Source organism: Actinoplanes siamensis (genome assembly GCF_016862395.1).
GTDB lineage: Bacteria > Actinomycetota > Actinomycetes > Mycobacteriales > Micromonosporaceae > Actinoplanes > Actinoplanes siamensis.
In genome coordinates, this window is the sequence record NZ_BOMW01000008.1 from 23,783 (window position 1) to 44,295 (window position 20,513).

Sequence of the window (20,513 nt, forward strand, 5' to 3'; positions counted from 1 at the left end):
TCTCGTCTCTACGGCCGTTCCAGCGGCCTCAAACGCACCTCAATCAGCTCACGGTCGCCGCCAACGTTGCCGTGGGTGCCTTTACGCGCTTTGCATAGCGACCTTGCAGCATCGGCCGGACGTTCATCCGACGGCCGGTAAAGGTGGTCGTTGTCGTCGCCTTCCTCAGCGATCACATAGGGCACGATCGGAGTTAGGGCGAGTTTGAAGCAGGGACATTCCCGGTTGTGCGGAAAATCGGCACGCGCCAAGTCATGTGACTTCGCGGTGCCATTGCCCCCGAGGGTCGGACACTCGGGAATGTGGAAGATCGCAATTGGCGGGTAGTGCCGACGTTCAGACATGAGTGATGTCGCCTACCCGTCGCATTCACGAATCGCTAGCGAATAGATGCGGTCGTTGCTGTTACCCTGATCGGAGTCCACCATGTCAAGATCAGTGGCTGCTACCGTGATCTCATAGCCAGGCCCGCTACCGGTGTCTATCCAGACCGTCACGTGCCCATCAGCAGGAAGATCTCTTGGCCCTACCACCAGCACCGCGCCACCCCCTACGCAGAAGTTCCGAAGCCCAACTAGCCCCACCGCCCCGGCGGGGTGAAGATTTGTAGTGGACACAGCGTCCAGCGGGGCACAGTCAGAAGCCAGGCGGCGGGTGTCATCAACGTGCTTCAAACCGACGACAGGGGTAGCGGGTGAGCGAGCTAGGGCGGATCTTGAAAGAGGCCCGAACCTCGGCCGGTCTATCCCTGGCCGGTATGGCGAAGCGGACCGGATACAGCCGGTCCCACATTGGCAACGTGGAAAACGGCACCCGTCAGGCCACCCCTGACGTCGTGAAAGCGTACGAGAAAGCGTTAGGGGAAGACTTGGACCGCCGTAGCCTGCTGCTCGGCACCCTAGGCATTCTGGCCGCCGGCCCCGCCGACGACACGGCAATAGCGATCACGCACGAAATCACCGAGGGACGCTCGGGTCTGCTAACCGAGCTGCAAACGAGTCACGCTACCGATAGGGGAATAGCGGCACTCGTAGGCCAGGATGCCGCAGCCGTGGCTACGCTGACCCAATGGACCGGCCGGGGCAACGCCGTATTGCGTGTAAACGCTACCGGCGTACTGGCAAAGGTTCCTGGCGGGCGTTGACCCCCTCAAGCTGTAGGGAGAGGGATGCACCTAATCAAAGTCGGCAAAGGCGACGAGGTACTAGGCACGGTCGGGGAGGCTGTGGCGGAGCTAGGCATCACGGCCGCCGCTATCACTCTCATCGGGGCCGTACAAACCGCCACGGTGTCGGTGATGAAAAAGGATGACGCCCAAACTGACTACCTACGGACGTACGACCAGCCGCTAGAACTGTCCGGCACCGGTGAGGTGACGGACGGAAAGGTGCACCTGCACGTGACCCTCTACGGAGAGGATTTCGTGACCGGTGGGCACCTCCACGCGGCCACCGTCCAAGACTTCTTTGTTCATGCTTACGTAAATCCGCTCATCATCCCCTAGAGCAAAGCGGGACGCCGGGGTAGAAATCTTGCCCCGGCCCGCTCTTTCCGTGCTTCCCGCGCCAGAAAGACGGACGAAGTCACCGGCCCTGTTTCTATGCCGTGACACCAAGAAGTGTCTCGACATCAATAGCCCCAAAAATAAGAGCTATAACCGCTATAACTACCACGATAGCCGCCCATCGACTTTGTAGCCAAACAAGGCTGCGGTCCAGGACTCTTGCGCCCGATGCGGCTGCACGCAGCGTGCCCGCCACTGCCGGGGCAGTCTTCAGGGCTCTAGGTGTGCCATCAGCGTCAAAGACCAGGCGCTAGAGGGCCGGCGAGAGGATGAGCGTCATGACAGATGACGACCTTGCGGCGATCGTGGCGGCACTCGGAAGCCTGATCGACCACGTTGACCCGGGGCGAGCTTGACGCACCGCCGCTCATGCTGGCCCGCTCGGCTGGTGCCAGAAATGCCCTCGCTCTGTTGCCGACGACGGCAACAACCGACAGCGACAGCCGAGGTTGATAGCAAACGATCCAATATGCTCCCGGCCGCGAACCGCGCACCAGCCCCTCAGCAGGTTCGATTCCCTTGTCACAAACGTTGCGGGCGGGCCGCCGGCGGAGGTAGTGGCCGCGTTCGCGGACGGCCCGCCTGACACGGATCCCGCGCGACAAGAAGAGCGGCTCCCCTCTCAGGGCGAGATGAATCCCGACTTGTAGGCGGCCACGACCGCCTGCGTACGATCGCGGACCCCGAGCTTGCCCAGCACGTTCCCGACGTGCGTCTTGATCGTCTCGACGCCCAGCACCAGCCGCTCGGCGATCTCGGCGTTCGACATCCCGTCCGCCATCAGCGCCAGGACCTCCGCCTCCCGCGCGGTCAGCCCGGCGGTCCCGAGCCCGCGCGCCGGACGGGCGTACGCCGCCGCCAGGCTCTTGATCGCCGCCGGGAACAGCAGGGAGTCGCCGCGCGCGACCACCCGGACCGCCTCCACGATCTGTTCCGGGCGGGCCCGCTTGAGCAGGAACCCGCTGGCTCCGGCCTGCAGGGCCGCGAAGACGTACTCGTCGTTGGCGAAGGTGGTCAGAACCAGCACCTTCGGCGGGTCCTGCGGGAACCGGGCGAGCAGCAGCCGGGTCGCCTGGATGCCGTCGAGGCGCGGCATCCGGACATCCATCAGCACGACGTCGGGCCGCCGGCGGACCGCGGCCGGGACCACCTCGCTGCCGTCCCCGGCCTCGCCGGTCACGGTGAGGCCGGGCTGGGCGCCGAGGATCGCCCGCAGACCCGTGCGGACCAACTCGTCGTCGTCGGCGATCAGCACGCCGGTCATCGGATCTCCACCGGCAGCCGCGCCGTGACCTGCCAGTTCTCTCCGACCGGGCCGGCCCGCAGCGTGCCGCCGAGCAGGCGGACCCGCTCCCGCATCCCCGCGATCCCGTGCCCGCCGCCGGATCGGCGCGCGGGCGCCACGGCCCGCCGGTTGCTGACCTCGATCACCAGTTCCTCCTCCTGCCGGATGCGCAGCCTGATCGGCCCGGTGCCGTGCCGGGCGGCGTTGGTCAGCGACTCCTGCACGATCCGGTACGCCTCCCGCGACACCGGCGGCGGCACGTCGACCGCCTCCGCGTCCGCCTCGACCTGGTCGGTGAGTAGCTGATCCAACTCGGTCAGAGTCGGTGCGGTACTGTGCCCGGCCCCCTCGTCGCGGAGGATGCCGAGGACGGTGTCCAGCTCGCCTGCCGCGGCCCGCCCGGTCTCCTCGATCGCGGCCAGCGCCCGCAGCGCGAAGTCCGGGTCGCCGCCGAACACCGCCCGCGCCGCCCCGGCCTGCAGGGTCATCGCGGTGATCGCGTGCCCGACCGAGTCGTGCAGCTCCCGGGCCAGCCGGTTGCGCTCGGCGAGCCGCCGCTCCCGCACGGCCAGCCGGCTCTCCCGCTCGGCCGGCGACGGGCCGAGCAGGATCGGGGCCATCGTCGCGGCGAGCGAGCCCAGCCCGGCGACCGCGTAGATCGCGCCGGCCAGGATGAGCGGCGCGGCGGCCAGCCACCACCAGCCGCCGTTGCCCGGGGTCAGGGTCTCGCCGCCGGCCAGGGCCAGGATGACCACCGGCACCACGATGAGCAGCACCGCCCCGATCGCCACGCCGGTGAGCAGGTGCAACCCGAACCAGAGCGCAGCCCGCAGCCGGGTGTCGCGCTCCAGGCGGTGGCCCCGGCCGGGAATGGGCAGGGGCACGCCGAGCAGCGAGCGGGCCGCCGCGATCTCCAGGTCCCGGGTGCCGCCCAGGAACGGCGGGACCAGCGCGATCGCCGCGGCCAGCAGCACGGCCCAGAAGGTGCCGGTCCAGTGCTCCGGATCGGCTCCGACGGCCCGGACCGCAAGACCGAGACCCATCGTGTACGGCAGTGCCAGCACCGCCCCGAGCAGCAGGAACACCGCACGCCGGTAGGTGGCGGCGGTGACCAGCGGGCGCAGCATGCCTCAGAGCGCCCCGTGCGGGTCGCCGGTGCCCTCGCGCTCCGGGTAACCCACGTCGATCGCGGAGACGTCCTCCAGGGCGAACGCTATCTCGGCCGGCAGGGTCAACTCCTCGCTGCGCAACGCGCCCTGCAGCTGGCCGGCCGTGCGGGCGCCCAGGATCACCGCGGCCAGCCCGGGCCGGTCCCGGACCCAGGCGAGCGCCACCTCCAGGGGCGACACCCCGAGGCCGCCGGCCGCGATCACCACCGCCTCGACGATGCTGGAGCTGCGCGGCTCCAGGTACGTCTGCACGAACGGCGCGTAGTGCTCGGAGGCGGCCCGCGAGTCCAGCGGGCGGCCGTTGCGGTACTTGCCGGTGAGCACCCCGCGGCCCAGCGGCGACCAGGCCAGCACCCCGAAGCCGAGCGCCGCGGCGGCCGGCAGCAGCTCGCGCTCGATGCCCCGCTCCAGCAGCGAGTACTCCATCTGGGCGGCCACGATCGGGGCGCGCGTCGGGTACGCCGACTGCCAGGTCGCGGCCCGGGCGGTCTGCCAGGCGGAGAAGTTGGAGACCCCGACGTACCGCACCCGGCCACTGCTCACCGCATGGTCGAGAGCGGACAGCGTCTCCTCGAACGGGGTGTGCACGTCGTAGCCGTGCACCTGCCACAGGTCGACGTAGTCGGTGCCCAGCCGGCGCAGTGACGCGTCGAGCGAGCGCAACAGGTTGCCGCGCGAACCGTCCCGGGCGCGCCAGCCGTGCGGGGTCAGGCCGGCCTTGGTGGCGATCACCACCTCGTCGCGGGGCACCAGGTGGTCGAGCAGGGAGCCGATCACCGTCTCGGCGTCGCCCGCGCCGTACACGTCGGCGGTGTCGATCAGGGTGCCGCCGGCCTCGAGGAACAGCTTCATCTGCTCGGCCGCGTCATCCGGGTCGGTGTCGCGCCCCCAGGTCATGGTGCCGAGGGCTAGCCGGGAGACCGCTAGCCCGCTTCGGCCGAGCGGTCGCTGGTGCATGAGTGAACCTTATTCAGACCTGCTCAACAAAGAAATCCTCCGGCTCGCCCGGGTGCGTCGGTTACCGGACGGAAACGGGCCGGGCCGCAATCAGTAGGCTTGCGGTCGTACCCCCAAGATCTTGTTGTTCGGGGTCTTCGTCTTGTTGTGGTCTCTTCGGTCTCGTTCGTCTCGGAAGGCAGGGCAGTGCGGCTCGGACTCAGCCTTGGATATCAGACGGCGTGGAGCACGCCGGCCGACCATCTCGCCATGGCCCAGGAGGCCGACCGGCTCGGATACTCGGTGGTCTGGGCCGCCGAGGCGTACGGGTCGGACACGGTGAGCATGCTGGCCTGGATCGCCGGCCAGACCGAACGCATCGACCTCGGCTCGGCCGTGCTGCAGATCCCGGCGCGCACCCCGGCGATGACCGCGATGACCGCGGCGACGCTGGACACGCTCTCCGGCGGCCGGTTCCGGCTCGGCCTGGGCGTCTCCGGCCCGCAGGTCTCCGAGGGGTGGCACGGCGTGCGGTTCGCCAAGCCGCTGGCCCGCACCCGGGAGTACGTGGACATCGTCCGGATGGCGCTGCGTCGCGACAAGGTGCAGTACGACGGCGAGCACTACCAGCTGCCGCTGCCCGGCGGCGCCGGCAAGCCGATCAAGCTGGGCTTCCACCCGCCGCGCACGGACATCCCGGTCTACCTGGCCGCGGTCGGCCCGAAGAACCTGGAGCTGGCCGGCGAGCTCGCGGACGGCTGGCTGGCCATCTTCTTCGCCCCGGACGCCGCCGACGACCAGCTGCGGCACATCGCGGCCGGTCGCGCCAAGCGCGGCCTGGGGCTGGCCGGGTTCGACGTGGCGCCCAGCGTGCCGGTCGTGGTCGGCGACGACCTGGCCGCCTGCGCCGACGTGATCCGCTGGTACGCGGCGCTCTACATCGGCGGGATGGGCAGCCGCGAGCAGAACTTCTACAACCAGCTGGCCGTACGGATGGGGTACGGCGAAGCGGCCGCGAAGGTGCAGGACCTCTACCTGAACAAGCAGGTCGCCGAGGCGGCCGAGGCGGTGCCGCAGGAGTTCATCGAGCGCACCTCGATCATCGGCACCAAGGAGCGGATCACGAAGCGCATCAAGGAGTACGCGGCGGCCGGGGTCGGGACGCTGTCGATCAGCCCGTACGTCGGCGACCTGGAGTCCGGCCTGGCGACCTTGCGCGTGGTCGCCGAGGCGTACGAAGAGTCCGGCGTGGCCCGCTAGTGGCCACCGTCCTGCTGCTGCGGCACGGCCGCACCACCGCGAACGCGACGGGTGAGCTGGCCGGCCGCCGTCCCGTCGAGCTCGACGACACCGGGCGCGTCCAGGCCGCCCTGGTCGCCGAGCGGCTGCGCGGGATCCCGCTGGCCGCCGTCGTGACCAGCCCGCTGATCCGCTGCCGGCAGACCGTGGAGCTGGCGCTGCCCGGGACGTCGCCGGCGCTCGACGAGGGCCTGATCGAGTGCGGGTACGGCGACTGGGAGGGGCGTCCGCTCAAGGAGCTGGCCAAGGAGCCGCTCTGGCCGGTGGTGCAGCAGCACCCGAGCGCGGTGACGTTCCCGGCCGGCGAGTCGATGGCGGCCATGTCGGCACGCGGGATCGCGACCATCCGGGCGTGGGACGAGAAGATCACCGCCGAGCACGGGGCGGAGGCGGTCTGGCTGGCGTGCAGCCACGGCGATGTGATCAAGGCCATCGTGGCCGACGCGATGGGGCTGCACCTCGACCAGTTTCAGCGGATCGTGGCCGACCCGGCGTCGATCACCGTCATCCGGTACACGCCGACCAGGCCGTTCCTGGTGCGGGTCAATGACACCGGCGAGCTGGCTTCGCTCGTACCGAAGAAAGCCAATGGCGAGAAGGCCGCCGAGCGCAGCGACGCGGCCGTCGGCGGGGGCGCCGGAGGCGGTGTCTGACAACCCTCAGTGATCGAGCTGTCGCCGCAGCGTACACCCTATTGCGCCCTCGGCGAACCGGGGTCGCCGAGCCGCGCGATCGCGCCGGGGGATGGATAGGGTTGGGTTCATGACCCACCAAGTGCATGCCTTCGAGCCGCCCGAGCGGTTCGTCGCCGGGACGGTGGGCGAGCCCGGGGACCGGACGTTCTACCTTCAGGCACGCGGTGGCGGCCGGGTGATCAGCGTCGCCCTGGAGAAGGTCCAGGTGTCGCTGCTCGCCGAGAAGCTCGAGGAACTGCTCCTGGAGGCGAACAAACGGTTCGGCGTCACGCTGCCGGAGGCTACGCTGCTGGCCGTGCACGACAACGAGCCGCTGGACACCCCGGTCGACGAGGAGTTCCGGGTCGGGACCCTGGGGCTGGCCTTCGACGTCGACACGGCGACGGTGGTGATCGAGGCGATCGAGGCCGGTGAGGCCGAGGTCGAGATCTCCGGCGACCCGCTCGCCGAGGGCGACGAGGACGAGGACGAGGAGGACGACGAGGACGAGCCGGACGACGACCTGGACCGCCTCCGGGTCCGGCTGACTCCCGAGGCGACCCGGGCGTTCATCGACCGGGCGCGCCGGGTGGTGGCCGCCGGCCGTCCGCCGTGCCCGCTCTGCGGCCAGCCGCTCGATCCGGGCGGCCACCTCTGTCCCCGGCACAACGGTTACCACCGGTGACAGCCGAGCCGACCGAGGTGCTTGCCGAGACCGACGCCCTGGAACTGCTGGTGTGCGGCGCCATCGAGATCGAGGGTCGCCTGGTCGACGCCTCGAACACCACGCTGCGTGCCGAGATCAGCCTCGACGGGGTGACGCGGCGTTGCGTCTACAAACCGGTCCGCGGCGAGCGGCCGCTCTGGGACTTCCCGGACGGCACGCTCGCCGGCCGCGAGGTCTCCGCCTATCTGGTCTCCCGGGCCACCGGGTGGGGGCTGGTGCCGCCCACGATCCTGCGGGACGGGCCGCTCGGGCCCGGCGCCCTGCAGCTGTGGATCGACGAGCCGGAGGCCGCCGAGGCGCTGATCGGGTTCGTTCCGGCCTATGACGTGCCGCCGGGCTGGCTCCCGGTCGCGGCGGCACGCGACGACGACGGCGACGCGTACGCGCTGGCCCACGCGGACGACCCTCGGCTGGCCCGGCTGGCGGTGTTCGACGCGGTGATCAACAACGCCGACCGCAAGGGCGGGCACGTGCTCTATCCGGCGACCGGGTCGGTGCACGGCGTCGATCACGGGGTCAGCTTCCACGTGGAGAACAAGTTGCGGACGGTTCTCTGGGGGTGGACCGGGAAGCCGCTGCCCGAGGAGGCGGTCGACGTTCTCGCGTCGCTTCGGCAGGAGCTCGGCGGGGCCCTCGGTGAGGCCCTGGAGGAGCATCTGACGATCTCCGAGGTGCAGCATGTCGGGTTGCGGGTGAAGCGGCTGCTGCGGGCCGGGCGGTTCCCCAAGCCACCGGCCGACTGGCCGGCGATTCCGTGGCCGCCGATCTAGAGATGCCGGTCACGCTCCTACCGGGAGATCGGGCGGGTATCGATCCTCCGGGTGGCGTTGTTTCCGGGCGACTGGGCGGGTGTCGACCTCTTCGGGTGGCGTTGTTTCCGCGGGGCAGGGCGGGTGCCGACCTCTTCGGGTCGCGTTCTTTCCGGGCGGCTGGACGGCTGTCGATGCAGAGGTTTAGATCACGCTCGGCTGGTTCTCTCCGGGGTGCTGGATAGGCTCCGAGCATGGACGCTTGGACCGGGCATGACGTGCCGACTCTGCCGGGGGACGCCCCCACGCTGAAGCTCTACGACTCGGCGCGCCGGTCGGTGCATCCGGTCACACCGGCGCACACCGCGACGATGTATGTGTGCGGCATCACGCCCTACGACGCGACCCACCTCGGCCACGCCGCCACGATGATCGCCTTCGACCTGGTCAACCGCCTCTGGCGGGACGCCGGCCACCCGGTGACCTACGTGCAGAACGTGACAGACATCGACGACCCGCTGCTGGAGCGCGCCGAGCGTGACGGTGAGGACTGGGTGGTCCTGGCGATGCGCGAGACGGCGCTGTTCCGGGAGGACATGGAGGCGCTGCGGATCATCCCGCCGGCCCACTACGTCGGCGCCGTCGAGTCGATCCCGTCGATCGCCGAGCATGTCCGCGAGCTGGTCGCCAAGGGCGCGGCGTACCGGCTGGAGGACGGGACCGGCGACGTCTACTTCGACATCACCGCCGCGCCGCGCTGGGGGTACGAGTCGAACCTGTCCCGCGACGAGATGACGGTGCTCTCCGCAGAGCGCGGCGGCGACCCGGAGCGGGCCGGCAAGCGGGACCCGCTGGACCCGCTGCTGTGGCGCGGCGCCCGCGAGGGCGAGCCGGTGTGGGACGGTGGCGACCTCGGGCCTGGCCGGCCCGGGTGGCACATCGAGTGCGCGACGATCGCGCTGAACCTGCTCGGTGCGACAGTCGACGTGCAGGGCGGCGGCAGCGACCTGCTGTACCCGCATCACGAGTGCTCGGCGGCACACGCCGAGGTGCTCACCGGGGCGGAGCCGTTCGCGGGGCACTACGTGCACGCCGGCATGATCGGGCTGGACGGCGAGAAGATGTCGAAGTCGAAGGGCAACCTCGTCTTCGTGTCCCGGCTGCGGGCCGACGGGGTGGACCCGATGGCGGTGCGGCTGGGGCTGCTCTCCGGGCACTACCGCGCGGACCGGGAGTGGACCGACGAGGTGCGCAAGGCGGGCGAGCAGCGGCTGGCCCGCTGGCGCGAGGCGGCCGCTGCGGCGTCCGGGCCGTCCGGCGCCGGCCTGGTGGACGCGGTGCGCGAGGCGCTGACCAACGATCTGGACGCTCCGGGTGCGCTGGCGGTGGTGGATGCCTGGGCGGAGGCGGCGCTGTCCGGCGCCGGCGATGACGCCGGGGCGCCGGCGCTGATGGCACAGGCGGTGGACGCCCTTCTGGGCGTGCGGTTGTAAAAGTTATTCATTTTTGACGGGGCGGCTCCGTAATTGGGGGTCGCCCCGTGCCGTTATAAGACTGACTTTTTACGTATCCGATATGTCTTTGGATTCCGCAGTCCATACTGATTCCACGCTGCGCGTACGACTGCCCGTTCGCAACTGTAAACCCTGGTCAGCGGACCTGTAGGTAATTCGCCGAAACAACGCACCTACCGGTGTTGTTTGGCGAAAATCCGTGCATTCCGCCTTTCGTCGAGACATGCTTTCGGAGGTCAAACCAAACGTCCGAAAGGAAGCCAACATGCGTCGTCCGGCTATGTACCTCGCCGGTCTGTTCCTGGCCACGGGCGCGAGCCTCGCACTTGCTGCCCCGGCCTCGGCTGCCGGCACCCAACACGAGAACAACTATGGTGCGGCCGCCGGGGCCGGCCACGGTGACGCGGCCGGCGGCTGCTACCCGGGCAGCTATGGCGGCGGCGGCTACGGCTGCGGTGGTGGCTACGGGGGCGGTACCTACGCCGACCTCGACTACTACAACGGCGGCGTCGACAACGACCAGGTCTACCAGCGCAACTGGCAGACCGGCCTGGTCAACGTCAACGATAATGGGCCGATCGGCATCGACTGATCACCGCGGGAGCGGCCCGTCCGCTCCGGCAGCTTGCAGTAGAAAGCTCAGACCCGAGGCGCCTTTCCGGCCCTCGGGTCTGAGCTTTTCCCGCCGTCGGCACAGCTTCGCCCAACGGTCGGCCGGTGTGCCCTATGGCGCCGTGCGGCCTATGGTCGGTGCCCTTATGGCCGGTGCGGCTTATGGCTCCCGCGGCTTATGGCTCGTGCGCCTTATGGTCGGTGCCCTTATGGTCGGTGCGGCTTATGGTCGGTGCGCCCCACGGCCGATTTGCCCCACGTGGTCCGCGCATTCGTGGACGGCGTCCCACGGCCGGCGATCCTATCGGGCAGCGCCTCCTCAGTCGCCCCTGACCAGCTCCCGCAGAAACGTCTGCCCGACCAGATCCGCGCCGAACGTGTGCTGCGGCTCCTCCTTGACCAGCCGGAAACCCCGCCGCAGGTACACCTGTCGAGCTGCCACCAGCGGATCCGTCGTCCACAGCCGCATCCGCGCGTACCCGGCGTCCACCGCGAACCGCATGCACGCGTCCACGAGCCGCCCGCCCAGCCCGAGCCCGCGTGCCTCCGGATGCACCAGCAGGACCCGTAGCACCGCGGTACCCGGCTCGTCCCCGGCCACGCAGAGCACGCACCCCACTCGCCGCCCGTCCCGCTCCGCTATCCACCCCGCTTCCCGCGCCGGATCGTGGCCGGCCGCGTAGTCCGCGACGATCCGCGCCACCAGCGCCTCGAAGCTGGTGTCCCACCCGTACTCCTCGGCGTAGACCTCACCGTGCGCCTGCACCACCCAGCCCAGGTCGCCCGGCTGCCCGAGCCGCCGGATCGCCACGTCCATCGGACCGCCTCCGTCACTGAAACACTCGTTTCAGTCGGATACTAGCCCGATGGCCGACACCACGACAGCACCCTCGGCGCGCCGCACGGAACTGCTCGAACTCGCCTACGCCTACGTGCGCCGCAACGGCCTCGCCGACCTGTCGCTGCGCCCGCTCGCCGCCGAGATCGGGTCCAGCCCACGGGTCCTGCTGTTCCTCTTCGGCAGCAAGGACGGCTTGGTCCGGGCGCTCCTCTCGCGCGCCCGCGAGGAGGAGCTGGGCCTGTTGCGCGACCTCCGTGCGGACACGCCGCCGCCCTCCGGCCTGCCGGCCGCCGGCGAGCGGATCTGGGCCTGGCTGAGCGATCCGGCTCACCGCACGCTCCTCATCCTGTGGCTGGAGGCGTACGCCCGTTCCCTCGTCGACCCCACCGGCCCCTGGACGGAGTTCGCCGCCACCACGGTCACCGACTGGCTTGACGTCCTGGCCACCGCCCAGCCCGAGTCCGAACGCGACACCCCGGACGGTCTGGCCCACCGCACGGCTGTCCTGGCCGTCCTGCGCGGCGCCCTGATCGACCTGCTGGCCACCGGCGACCGGCCTCGCATCACCGCCGCCGTCCACCACCTCCTGCACGCTCGGTCCCCTTCCCCGAGCCGGGCCGACCAGCTATGACCCCGCTTCATCGCGGCGATGCGCACCGTCGCCGCCTCCTCCGAACCGTGCTCCCGGTCACCGAGATCGCGGCGGGGCGGTCCGGGCATGCCGTGAGATCGCCCAGCGGGAGTGGTCGGGGCGTGCCTCGAACCGCCCGGTGGAGCGGTCACGCCATGTCACGGGCCGCCCGACAGGAGGGGCGACGCCGTGTCGTGGACCGCCCGGCTGGAGCGGTCAGGCGAGGGCCAGGCCCGGGTCCGGGTCGGGATCCGGCGCCGGGGACGGGATGCGGTACTCCTCGGTCAGGGTGGTCATCGGACCCGGCCAGGTGGCCTGGGCCACCTCGATCGGCTTGCGGGTCTCGTCGAAGGCGACGTGCAGCAGGTGCAGGACCGGAGTGTCCGGGCGGATCTGCAGGATCTCCGCTTCCTCCCGACTCGGCTGACGGGCGGTGATCGTGTCGGTCGCCGTGGCGTAGCGCCGGCCGAGCACCTCCTCGGCCTCCTGGTAGAGCGGGCGGCCGAAGGACTCCGGACGCTCCAGGATGGTGCCGTTGGCGTCGGTGACCCGGAACCACGAGGCGCCCAGCTCGACGGTGGCGTCGTCGGTCCGGACGACATGCCGGCGGACCAGCATCTCGGTGCCGTCGCGGACCCCGAAGGCGTCGGCGACCTCCGGGGGCGCGGGTTCGCGGCCCACCCGGACGAGCTGCTGGCGGTACCGTGCGGCGAGGTCCGCGTGGTAGCCGCGGTGCGCGCCGTAACGGCCACGCGAGAGGCGGTTCAGGCGGCGGCGGGTGCCGCGGACGTACGTACCGGAGCCGGGTTTGGTGATCAGCACCCCCTCGACCCGCAGCTGGTCGACGGCCCTCTGCACGGTTTGTTTGGCGACGCCGAACATCTCGGCGACAGCCGGGATGGACGGGAGCCGCTCGCCGGGCTGCCATTCGCCGCGGCGGATGCGTTCCCGCAACTGCGCGGCGATCTGTCGATGCGGGAACTCAGCAGCCCCCGGATTGATCGTCATGCGGACCTCCCGTGCGCCACGACCAAGACAGCTAGGTTCCTAGGATGCCTCAGGCGACGCGCCACTGCTAACTGACACGCCGGACTGGAGGCGGTGGAACTGCAGGGCAACGTAGCGCCCCGACTGGGACGCCGGCTCGGGCCGGTACACCTGGAGGGCGACGTGGCGCCGACCGGCACGCCGAACTGCAGAGCGGTGCACCCGCAAGGCGGCAGGGCGGGGAGAGCGCGGGGTTGCGCGCGGAGGGTCGAATTGCGGCAAGCCGGCCGGGGAGGGCGACGCTTGCCCCGGGCGATCCGCCCGGGGCAAGCGCGAAAGGATCTCACCAGGAGCCGGCGGTCGGGCCGGCCGAACCGCCGCGCCGGCGGAGGTACTTCTCGAACTCGCTGGCGATCTCGTCGCCGGTCAGCGGCTGGATCCCGGCGTCGCCGACCCGCTCCTCCAGCTCCCGCACGTATTCCCCGAGCTCGGCGTCCTGCTCCGCGGCCGCGCGGACCCGCTTCTCCCACTCGTCGGCCTGCTCGGCCAGATCCGCCATCGGGACCGGCAGGTCGAGCACGTCCTCGATCCGGCTGAGCAGGGCCAGCGTCGCCTTCGGGCAGGGCGGGTTGTTCGCGTAGTGCGGCACGTGCACCCAGAACGACAGGGCGTCCAGCTCCGCGCGGGTGGCCGCCTCCTGCAGCACGCCGACGATGCCGGTGGGGCCGTCGTAGCGGGTCGGGACCACGTTGTACTTCTCCGCGATGCTGCTGTCCGAGGCGGTGCCGCTGATCGGCAGGGGCCGCGTGTACGGCACGTCCGCGAGCAGCGCGCCCAGCAGCACGACCCGGTTGACCTCGAGGCTGTGGCAGATCTCCAGCACCGACTCGCAGAACGTGCGCCACCGCATGCTCGGCTCGATGCCGCGGATCAGCACCACGTCCCGGTCGCTGCCGGGCGGGCTGGCCACGGTGAACCGGGTGGTCGGCCACTCGATCTTGCGGGTCTCGCCCTCGGCCATCGTGATCGTCGGGCGGCTCACCTGGAAGTCGTAGAAGTCCTCGGGGTCGATGCTGGTGACCTCGCGGGCCTCCCACACCTGCTCGAGGTGTTCCACGGCCGCGGTGGAAGCATCCGCAGCGTCGTTCCAGCCCTCGAAGGCGGCGATGGCCACGGGGGAGCGGAGCAGCGGGAGGCCGTCGAACTCAGTCATGAGGACAGCCTACGTGCGGGCCAGGGAACGTACCGGGCGGCCGCGCCGTGGCCCTCCCCAGGTCGTGAGCTGTTTTCACCATGAACCTGTGCATAACCCAGCATAATTTCTGACGTGACCGTCGGCGGAGGCAGGACCGGAAACATGGCAGGCCACGTGGATCAGGTGCTCGGCCCGCCCGACGACACCGTGTCGTTCATCCAGCCGCGCGCGATGTTCTACGTGACAGTGCTGTGGGTGGTGGCCGCCGCCTGGGCCGTCGTCCTGGTGCTCTTCCTGGTTCTGTCGGTGCTCTTCGGCGCCCGGCCGGGACCCGGCGACATCGTGCTCTACGCCGAGGCCGCGCTGATCGTGCCGGTGAGCGCGGCCGCGGTCGTGCTGCTGGTGCTGTACCGGCGGCTGGGCTGGCTGCACACCTCGGTGCACGGCATCGACTTCGCCGCGACCGCCCGCAAACCGGTGCACCTGCCGTGGTCCGGAATCGCGTCCGTGGGCCTGCACGGGTGGGGGCCGTTCACCGAGCTGGTGGTGACGCCGGTGAGCGCCGACTACGCGCAGGTGTTGGAGGGCCGTGGATTCGCGCCGCGGACACGTCGTCGGGGCGAGGAGACGTCGTACGTCGTCGATGTGGGTCTGATGTCGCCGGGCCCGGACGTCCTGCTGGCCGAGCTGCACCGCCGGATCCCGTCGAAGGTCTGACGAGTGCCGCCGTTGACCTCCCGAGCGGCTACGGCTATCGTACTTAACCAAGCCGTTAATTAACGGGAGGGTTAAATGACGGACCGGCTCAGCCTGATCTTCGCGGCTCTGGCCGACCCGACGCGCCGCGCCATCCTGGCCCGGCTCGCCGAGGGTGAGGCCACCGTGACCGAGCTCGCCGAGCCGTTCGACATCAGCCTCCCGGCGATCTCCCGTCATCTGAAGGTCCTGGAGAGCGCCGGTCTCATCTCGCGCAGCCGTTCCGCGCAGTGGCGCTCCAGCCGACTCGAGGCGGGCCCGTTGCGCGAGGCCACCGCGTGGATGGAGCGGTACAGCCGGTTCTGGGACGACAACTTCACACGGCTGGACGCCCACCTCAAGCGCCTGCAGGAGGAGAAACCATGACCGACCTCGTCATCACCCGCATCTTCGACGCGCCCCGCGAGCTGGTCTACCGCGCGTTCACCGACCCCGACCAGGTGTCGCAGTGGTTCGGCCCGGTCGGCTGGTCGGTGCCGCGCGACACCGTGGAGATCGATGCGCGCCCCGGCGGAAAGCAGGTCTTCACCATGGTCAACGACGACGACCCGTCGATGGCGTCGCCGGTGGATTCCACCTTCGTCGAGGTCGTCGAGAACGAGTTGCTGGTCGGCGAGGAGGACGTCAGCCACATCCCCGCCTTCGGCGCCGGGAAGCTGCGCATGCGCATCGAGTTCTTCGACGAGGAGGGCGGCCGGACCCGCCTGGTCCTGACCCAGAGCCCGTTCCCGGCCGAGATGGAGACCGGCGCGCGCGAGGCCTGGGGGACGAGCTTCACCAAGCTCGACAAGCTCCTGGCCTGAGGCCGAGACCCGATCCGGTGGTACGCCGCGGCTCCCGGCCCGCTCCAGGGCCGCCGTGCGCCGAGCCTCCGGCTGGTCCCCGGGGGGGCGTCCGGCCAGGGTGCGAGGCACCCGAGAGCCAGATGATCGACTCGGCAACCGGGGACCCCCGGTCCCGGCTGGCCGCAAGGGGCGTGTCGCGAGGTGCGAGGCGCCCCTGGGAGCCGGCCGGCTACCCGGCGCCCGCAGCCGGCCGGCGAGCCGGGCTGGGCCGAGCCCGGCGGCGGCTCGGTTGCTGCCGAGGGACTGGGCCGCCGAGGTTCGGTGCATGTGGCAGGTCCCGGGGTTCGGTGCATGTCGAGCCGGCCGGGCTGGACGGCCCGGCCGGCTCGATGCGCGCGGTGCGCAGGGTTGCTCGATGCGCGCGGTGCGCAAGGTTGGTCGTGGGCGATCGCGCCCGAGGCATCGAGGTGGGTGGTGCGCAGGGTCAGTCGTGGGCGATGGCGCCCAGGACGTTGAGCCGGGCGGCGCGGACCGCCGGGACCACCGCGGCCACGACGCCCACCAGGGCGGCCAGTGCGAGGTACGTCCCCATCCGGCCCCACGGCAGCACCAGCTCGGTGATCCCGTCGTTCTCCAGGGCGCGGGTCACCGCCGTGCCCATGCCGGCCCCGACCGCGACCCCGAGCAGCGCGCCGAAGACCGAGATCACCACCGCCTCCACGGTGATCATCCGCATGGTCTGCGCCCGGCCGAGACCGACCGCCCGCAGCAGCCCCAGCTCGCGGGTCCGTTCCAGCACCGACAGCGCGAGAGTGTTCACCACACCGAGCACCGCGATCAGGATCGCCAACCCCAGCAGGATCTGGATCATCGTGATGATCTGGTCGAACTGCGCGGCCTGCTGATTCACGAACGTCGCCGAATCCGTGGCCGACACCTCGGGACTGTCCGCGAGCAGCTGCTTGATCTGCGGCAGCACCGCGGAGACCGGGACACCGTCGTCGAGCCGGACGAACCCGAGCCGCGGCTGGGTCAGCCCGAAGTCCTTGATCGCGGCGGCCGGCAGGATGATGCCGCCGGGCAGCGCGTCCTCCGGGAAAATCAGCCCGATCGTGTACGACCGCGGGTCGCCCCGGGCGCCCTGCACGGTCACCTGCTGCCCGGTTTGCCAGTGCTTCTCGTCAGCGGTCGGCCGGCTGACCGCGATCTGGCCGACGGCCAGCGGCGCGGCGGTGCCCCCGTACGCCTCGGCGAGCCTGCTCAGGTCCGCGGTGGCGGTCACGTACTCCTGCGAGCCGTCGACGGTGACCAGGTCGTTCCAGAGCCCGGCCGCGGCCCGTACGCCCGGCAGCGCGGCGGCCTTGTCGATCACCGCGGGGTCGTACGTCGGGGGTCGTGGCCCGGTCTGATCCCCGCTGATCATGATCTGCGCCTTGAGGATCCGCGTGGCCTCCGCCTTCAGGCTGCTCTTGGCCGAGTCCATGATCACGGTGACCCCGGTGACCAGGGCGATGCCGACCATCAGGGCGGCCGCGGTGATCGCCGTGCGGCGCGGGTTGCGGCCGGAGTTGAGCCGGCCCAGCCGGCCCGGCACCGACCAGGAGAAGAGCCGGCCCAGGCCGCTGATCACCGGCTTGCTGATCAGTGGCGTGAGCAGGGCGACCCCGATGAACGAGACGAGCACGCCGCCGAGGATGAGCCAGAGGGTGGCGTCACCGGCGTCGGCGAACAGGCCGGTGCCGAGCGTGGCCGCGCCGGCCGAGAAGACCAGGCCGCCGGCGACGCTGAGCCGGGTGAGCGGCCGGTCCGGGATGCTCACCTCCTGCATCGCGGCGACCGGGGCGATCCGGGAGGCGCGCAGCGCGGGTAGCACCGCGGCGACGACGGTGACCACCAGGCCGACGACGAACGCGCTGAGCACCGCGGAGAGCGGGACGCCGATCGAAGCGAGGGTCAGGTCGGCGAACCTGCCGAACAGGTACGCCAGGCCGGCGCCCGCGCCGACCCCGGCGGCCAGGCCGAGCACCGCCGCGATCAGCCCGATCAGGACCGCCTCGACCAGCACCGAGTTGATCACCTGACGGCGGCTGGCGCCCATCGCGCGCAGCAGCGCCAGCTCCTTGGTCCGCTGGGCCACGATGATCGAGAACGTGTTGAGGATCAGGAAGATCCCGACGAACAGCGCCACCCCGGCGAAGCCGAGCAGGATCTGGTTGAAGAAGGCGAGTCCCTCCTGGATGCTGTCGGCGCTCTCGCCGGCGAGCTGCTCACCGGTCTTGACCTCGTAGTCCGCGCCCATCGCGGCGGCCACCCGGTCCCGCAGCTGGGCCGGGGTCACCCCGTCGGCGGCCTGGACGGTCACCGTGGAGAAGGCGCCGGCCTGGCCGAGCATCAGCTTCTGCGCGACAGGGGTGGTGAAGGCGACCTCCTGGACGCCGCCGATGCTGTCCCGACCGCCGGTGTAGCCCCAGATGCCGACCAGAGTGAACTGCCTCTTCGGCTCCAGGGTCAGCACACCGACCCGGTCGCCGAGCTTGAGGCCGGCCAGCTCGGCGGTGTTCGCGTTGACCGCGATCTCGTCGTCCGCCTCCGGGCCCCGGCCCGAGCGCAGCTGCATCAGGCTGTCCGTGCCGGTCCAGTTCTCGCCGAGGCGGGGCGGGCCCATCGAGGTGAGCACCTTGCCGTCGCTGCCGATCACGCGGGCGCCGTCCACGTCGATGCGCCCGGTCGCCGACCGTACTCCCGCAATTGTTTTGATCTTGTCGACGGCCGCGGCGGGAAGCGGCGCGGCGACCTCCTCACCGTCCAGCTCGGAGACCTCGATCTTGGGTTTGGCGCGGACCGAGACGTCTGTCGCGCCGAACGCGTCGGCGAAGATCGAGTCGAAGGTGCGGTTCAGCGTGTCGGTGACCACGAAGGACCCGGACACGAACATCACGCCCAGTACCACCGCCAGGCCGGAAAGGATCAGCCGCAGCTTGCGGGCGAGCAGGCTCTTCAGCGTGGCGCGCAGCATCAGAGCATCACCGGGTCGCCGTGCTTGTCCAGGCGCTTCATGGTGTCCAGCACGGTCTCCGCGGTCGGGCCGTGCAGCTCGTCGACGATGGCGCCGTCGGCCAGGAAGACCACCCGGTCGGCGTAGCTCGCGGCGACCGGGTCGTGGGTGACCATCACGATGGTCTGGCCGTGCTCGCGCACCGAGGCACGCAGGAAGCCGAGCACCTCCGCGCCGGAGCGGGAGTCCAGGTTGCCGGTCGGCTCGTCCGCGAAGATCACGTCGGGGCGGCCGACCAGCGCGCGGGCACACGCGACCCGCTGCTGCTGGCCGCCGGAGAGCTGGCTGGGCCGGTGCCCGAGCCGGTCGCGCAGGCCGACCGTGTCGATCACGACGTCCCACCACCGCGGATCGGCCTTGCGGCCGGCGATGTCCAGGGGCAGCCTGATGTTCTCCGCGGCGCTCAGCGTCGGCAGCAGGTTGAACTGCTGGAAGATGAAGCCGATCCGGTCGCGGCGCAACCGGGTCAGCGCCTTGTCGCCGAGCTTGCTGATCTCGGTGCCGCCGACGTGCACGGTGCCCTCGTCGACCGTGTCCAGCCCGGCCAGGCAGTGCATCAGCGTCGACTTGCCGCTGCCGGAAGGGCCCATGATCGCAGTGAACCGGCCGCTGCCGAACTCGGCGGTCACCCCGCGCAACGCGGTCACCCTCGCCTCGCCGCTGCCGTAGACCTTCCAGATCCCGTCCGCGCGCGCCGCCACCGGCCCGCCGGCATTCGTCGCAGTCACCGTTTCTCCCCCTGCGTTCGTGGTCGGCCGGGCAGGGTGCCCGGACCGGCGTGCCCAGTGTCGCGGCGGCGGTGGTGGCTGACGTCAGCCCGAGGTCGTACGCCGACGCTGAGATTTCGCTGGGGGAGGTCACTTAGGTGAGTTCAGGGTTCCCCCTGACGTTTCGGCGACGGCGATGGATGGGAACCTGCGTCTACCGTGGAACTCCCGGCCCTCAGGAGGACCGTCATGCCCGCCCGTCTTGCCGCTTTCCTGACCTTGCTGCTGCTCGCCGCGGGCTGTGAAGCACCTCCCGTCACCGACGACCCGGCCCCTCAGCGCCCGACCGGGTCCTCCGCCCGATCGGTCGATCCGGACGGAACCGACACCCCGCAGGAGTTCGCCAACGACATCAAGGCCGCGCAGCAGGTCGCCGAGGAGTACTGGGAGCAGGTGTTCGAGCAGCAGGGCCGGCGCTTCGAGCCGGTGCGCCGGGTGATCCCGTACGAGCGGGAGGGTGAGGTCGACTGCGGCGGGGACCCGCTGCCGCGCAACAACGCTGTCTACTGCTCCGCGGGGGACTTCATCGCCTACGACGTGAACTGGGCCTTCGGAGTCTTCCGCCAGATCGGCGACGCGTTCATCTTCTACCTGCTCGGCCACGAGTACGCGCACGGCATCCAGGCCCGGCTCGGCATCCAGAAGGAGTTCACCATCCAGCAGGAGCTGCAGGCCGACTGCATGGCCGGCGCGTTCATCGGCGACGAGGCGCGCGCCGGGCAGCTGATCCTGGACGAGGGCGACACCGACGAGCTGGCGCGGGGCCTGGAGTCGGTCGGTGACGAGCCGGGCCAGCCGTGGTTCGCCGAGGGCTCGCACGGCAAGGCCGAGCAGCGGATCAACGCGTTCGCCAACGGCTACCGGGACTCGCTGAAGTCCTGTGACCTCTGAGACATTGAGTCGTCTCCACTCCCGGCGGCCCCGCAGAATGGCTTTTTGGCCGGACTGACCTGGGGAGATTCAGCTG

22 protein-coding genes are annotated in these 20,513 nt (G+C 70.6%); 13 read left to right on the forward strand and 9 right to left on the reverse strand.

Features of this window, described 5'->3' with window-relative positions; translation table 11 throughout:
• Positions 1-8: 8 nt before the first annotated feature.
• Complete coding sequence (locus Asi03nite_RS03625) at positions 9-344, reverse strand: hypothetical protein (protein ID WP_203676949.1); 336 nt, start codon at positions 342-344, stop codon at positions 9-11.
• A gap of 350 nt (positions 345-694) precedes the next feature.
• Between Asi03nite_RS03625 and Asi03nite_RS03630 the strand changes: the two genes are divergently transcribed.
• Positions 695-1,144: a helix-turn-helix domain-containing protein gene (locus Asi03nite_RS03630; RefSeq protein ID WP_203676950.1), complete on the forward strand. Its 450-nt coding sequence runs from the start codon at positions 695-697 to the stop codon at positions 1,142-1,144.
• A 24-nt stretch (positions 1,145-1,168) separates the two neighbouring features.
• Entirely contained in the window at positions 1,169-1,504 is a 336-nt protein-coding gene (locus Asi03nite_RS03635; RefSeq protein WP_203676951.1) for a PCC domain-containing protein, read from the forward strand.
• A gap of 682 nt (positions 1,505-2,186) precedes the next feature.
• Here the strand turns inward: Asi03nite_RS03635 and Asi03nite_RS03640 are convergent.
• Genes Asi03nite_RS03640 through Asi03nite_RS03650 form a run of 3 tightly spaced genes read right to left on the reverse strand, consistent with a single transcriptional unit; the run spans position 2,187 to position 4,975 of the window.
• The gene (locus tag Asi03nite_RS03640; RefSeq protein WP_203676952.1) at positions 2,187-2,828 is read right to left on the reverse strand and encodes a response regulator transcription factor; all 642 of its coding nucleotides are present in this window, start codon (positions 2,826-2,828) and stop codon (positions 2,187-2,189) included.
• Complete coding sequence (locus tag Asi03nite_RS03645; protein WP_203676953.1) at positions 2,825-3,976, reverse strand: sensor histidine kinase; 1,152 nt, start codon at positions 3,974-3,976, stop codon at positions 2,825-2,827. Before Asi03nite_RS03645 ends, Asi03nite_RS03640 begins: the two co-directional genes overlap by 4 nt.
• Positions 3,977-3,979: 3 nt before the next feature.
• On the reverse strand, positions 3,980-4,975 hold the full coding sequence (locus Asi03nite_RS03650) for an aldo/keto reductase (RefSeq protein ID WP_203676954.1): 996 nt from the start codon (positions 4,973-4,975) through the stop codon (positions 3,980-3,982).
• 186 nt (positions 4,976-5,161) lie between these two features.
• On the opposite strand from Asi03nite_RS03650, the gene Asi03nite_RS03655 reads away from it, so the two are divergent.
• From Asi03nite_RS03655 to Asi03nite_RS03680, 6 genes are all read left to right on the forward strand, one after another.
• Positions 5,162-6,214 (forward strand): LLM class F420-dependent oxidoreductase, encoded by a 1,053-nt coding sequence (locus Asi03nite_RS03655; protein ID WP_203676955.1) that lies wholly within the window; start codon positions 5,162-5,164, stop codon positions 6,212-6,214.
• A complete protein-coding gene (locus tag Asi03nite_RS03660) occupies positions 6,214-6,906 on the forward strand; it encodes a histidine phosphatase family protein (protein WP_203676956.1) in 693 nt (230 codons plus the stop codon). The genes Asi03nite_RS03655 and Asi03nite_RS03660 overlap by 1 nt, the downstream gene beginning before the upstream one ends.
• A gap of 109 nt (positions 6,907-7,015) precedes the next feature.
• Positions 7,016-7,612 (forward strand): DUF3090 domain-containing protein, encoded by a 597-nt coding sequence (locus Asi03nite_RS03665; RefSeq protein ID WP_203676957.1) that lies wholly within the window; start codon positions 7,016-7,018, stop codon positions 7,610-7,612.
• Positions 7,609-8,424, forward strand: a complete 816-nt coding sequence (locus Asi03nite_RS03670; RefSeq protein WP_203676958.1) for an SCO1664 family protein — start codon at positions 7,609-7,611, stop codon at positions 8,422-8,424. Before Asi03nite_RS03665 ends, Asi03nite_RS03670 begins: the two co-directional genes overlap by 4 nt.
• A 233-nt stretch (positions 8,425-8,657) precedes the next feature.
• On the forward strand, positions 8,658-9,896 hold the full coding sequence (gene mshC, locus Asi03nite_RS03675; RefSeq protein ID WP_203676959.1) for a cysteine--1-D-myo-inosityl 2-amino-2-deoxy-alpha-D-glucopyranoside ligase: 1,239 nt from the start codon (positions 8,658-8,660) through the stop codon (positions 9,894-9,896).
• A gap of 286 nt (positions 9,897-10,182) precedes the next feature.
• Positions 10,183-10,509, forward strand: a complete 327-nt coding sequence (locus Asi03nite_RS03680; protein WP_203676960.1) for a hypothetical protein — start codon at positions 10,183-10,185, stop codon at positions 10,507-10,509.
• A 339-nt stretch (positions 10,510-10,848) separates the two neighbouring features.
• Here Asi03nite_RS03680 and Asi03nite_RS03685 read toward each other — a convergent pair whose 3' ends face one another.
• A complete protein-coding gene (locus Asi03nite_RS03685) occupies positions 10,849-11,346 on the reverse strand; it encodes a GNAT family N-acetyltransferase (RefSeq protein ID WP_203676961.1) in 498 nt (165 codons plus the stop codon).
• Positions 11,347-11,395: 49 nt separating this feature from the next.
• On the opposite strand from Asi03nite_RS03685, the gene Asi03nite_RS03690 reads away from it, so the two are divergent.
• Positions 11,396-12,001, forward strand: coding sequence for a TetR/AcrR family transcriptional regulator (locus tag Asi03nite_RS03690; RefSeq protein ID WP_203676962.1), 606 nt, complete (start codon positions 11,396-11,398; stop codon positions 11,999-12,001).
• Positions 12,002-12,217: 216 nt separating this feature from the next.
• On the opposite strand, the gene Asi03nite_RS03695 is transcribed toward Asi03nite_RS03690, so the two are convergent.
• Both Asi03nite_RS03695 and Asi03nite_RS03700 read right to left on the reverse strand, forming a co-directional pair.
• Entirely contained in the window at positions 12,218-13,009 is a 792-nt protein-coding gene (locus Asi03nite_RS03695; RefSeq protein WP_203676963.1) for a GntR family transcriptional regulator, read from the reverse strand.
• 322 nt (positions 13,010-13,331) lie between these two features.
• Complete coding sequence (locus Asi03nite_RS03700) at positions 13,332-14,201, reverse strand: PAC2 family protein (protein WP_203676964.1); 870 nt, start codon at positions 14,199-14,201, stop codon at positions 13,332-13,334.
• A 144-nt stretch (positions 14,202-14,345) separates the two neighbouring features.
• On the opposite strand from Asi03nite_RS03700, the gene Asi03nite_RS03705 reads away from it, so the two are divergent.
• The 3 genes from Asi03nite_RS03705 (at position 14,346) to Asi03nite_RS03715 (ending at position 15,742) form a co-directional block, all read left to right on the forward strand.
• Entirely contained in the window at positions 14,346-14,900 is a 555-nt protein-coding gene (locus Asi03nite_RS03705) for a hypothetical protein (RefSeq protein ID WP_203676965.1), read from the forward strand.
• A gap of 75 nt (positions 14,901-14,975) precedes the next feature.
• Positions 14,976-15,305 carry an ArsR/SmtB family transcription factor gene (locus Asi03nite_RS03710; protein WP_203676966.1) on the forward strand — a complete coding sequence of 110 codons (330 nt, stop codon included), beginning with the start codon at positions 14,976-14,978 and terminating at the stop codon, positions 15,303-15,305.
• A complete protein-coding gene (locus Asi03nite_RS03715) occupies positions 15,302-15,742 on the forward strand; it encodes an SRPBCC family protein (protein ID WP_203676967.1) in 441 nt (146 codons plus the stop codon). Before Asi03nite_RS03710 ends, Asi03nite_RS03715 begins: the two co-directional genes overlap by 4 nt.
• 466 nt (positions 15,743-16,208) lie before the next feature.
• Here the strand turns inward: Asi03nite_RS03715 and Asi03nite_RS03720 are convergent, their stop codons facing one another.
• Both Asi03nite_RS03720 and Asi03nite_RS03725 read right to left on the reverse strand, forming a co-directional pair.
• Positions 16,209-18,740, reverse strand: coding sequence for an ABC transporter permease (locus tag Asi03nite_RS03720; RefSeq protein ID WP_203676968.1), 2,532 nt, complete (start codon positions 18,738-18,740; stop codon positions 16,209-16,211).
• Entirely contained in the window at positions 18,740-19,507 is a 768-nt protein-coding gene (locus tag Asi03nite_RS03725) for an ABC transporter ATP-binding protein (RefSeq protein ID WP_203676969.1), read from the reverse strand. The genes Asi03nite_RS03720 and Asi03nite_RS03725 overlap by 1 nt, the downstream gene beginning before the upstream one ends.
• A 228-nt stretch (positions 19,508-19,735) precedes the next feature.
• On the opposite strand from Asi03nite_RS03725, the gene Asi03nite_RS03730 reads away from it, so the two are divergent.
• Positions 19,736-20,437: a neutral zinc metallopeptidase gene (locus Asi03nite_RS03730; protein ID WP_203676970.1), complete on the forward strand. Its 702-nt coding sequence runs from the start codon at positions 19,736-19,738 to the stop codon at positions 20,435-20,437.
• The last annotated feature ends 76 nt before the right edge of the window (positions 20,438-20,513 follow it).

Excerpts from the sequence above, each read along its gene's own strand:
- Asi03nite_RS03720 (WP_203676968.1), bottom strand. The coding sequence starts at position 18,740 with ATGCTGCGCGCCACGCTGAAGAGCCTGCTCGCCCGCAAGCTGCGGCTG.
- Asi03nite_RS03645 (WP_203676953.1), bottom strand. The coding sequence starts at position 3,976 with ATGCTGCGCCCGCTGGTCACCGCCGCCACCTACCGGCGTGCGGTGTTC.
- Asi03nite_RS03705 (WP_203676965.1), top strand. The coding sequence starts at position 14,346 with ATGGCAGGCCACGTGGATCAGGTGCTCGGCCCGCCCGACGACACCGTG.
- Asi03nite_RS03625 (WP_203676949.1), bottom strand. The coding sequence starts at position 344 with ATGTCTGAACGTCGGCACTACCCGCCAATTGCGATCTTCCACATTCCC.
- Asi03nite_RS03650 (WP_203676954.1), bottom strand. The coding sequence starts at position 4,975 with ATGCACCAGCGACCGCTCGGCCGAAGCGGGCTAGCGGTCTCCCGGCTA.
- Asi03nite_RS03690 (WP_203676962.1), top strand. The coding sequence starts at position 11,396 with ATGGCCGACACCACGACAGCACCCTCGGCGCGCCGCACGGAACTGCTC.
- Asi03nite_RS03665 (WP_203676957.1), top strand. The coding sequence starts at position 7,016 with ATGACCCACCAAGTGCATGCCTTCGAGCCGCCCGAGCGGTTCGTCGCC.
- Asi03nite_RS03730 (WP_203676970.1), top strand. The coding sequence starts at position 19,736 with ATGCCCGCCCGTCTTGCCGCTTTCCTGACCTTGCTGCTGCTCGCCGCG.
- Asi03nite_RS03695 (WP_203676963.1), bottom strand. The coding sequence starts at position 13,009 with ATGACGATCAATCCGGGGGCTGCTGAGTTCCCGCATCGACAGATCGCC.
- Asi03nite_RS03680 (WP_203676960.1), top strand. The coding sequence starts at position 10,183 with ATGCGTCGTCCGGCTATGTACCTCGCCGGTCTGTTCCTGGCCACGGGC.
- Asi03nite_RS03700 (WP_203676964.1), bottom strand. The coding sequence starts at position 14,201 with ATGACTGAGTTCGACGGCCTCCCGCTGCTCCGCTCCCCCGTGGCCATC.
- Asi03nite_RS03710 (WP_203676966.1), top strand. The coding sequence starts at position 14,976 with ATGACGGACCGGCTCAGCCTGATCTTCGCGGCTCTGGCCGACCCGACG.
- mshC (WP_203676959.1), top strand. The coding sequence starts at position 8,658 with ATGGACGCTTGGACCGGGCATGACGTGCCGACTCTGCCGGGGGACGCC.
- Asi03nite_RS03635 (WP_203676951.1), top strand. The coding sequence starts at position 1,169 with ATGCACCTAATCAAAGTCGGCAAAGGCGACGAGGTACTAGGCACGGTC.
- Asi03nite_RS03685 (WP_203676961.1), bottom strand. The coding sequence starts at position 11,346 with ATGGACGTGGCGATCCGGCGGCTCGGGCAGCCGGGCGACCTGGGCTGG.
- Asi03nite_RS03715 (WP_203676967.1), top strand. The coding sequence starts at position 15,302 with ATGACCGACCTCGTCATCACCCGCATCTTCGACGCGCCCCGCGAGCTG.
- Asi03nite_RS03640 (WP_203676952.1), bottom strand. The coding sequence starts at position 2,828 with ATGACCGGCGTGCTGATCGCCGACGACGACGAGTTGGTCCGCACGGGT.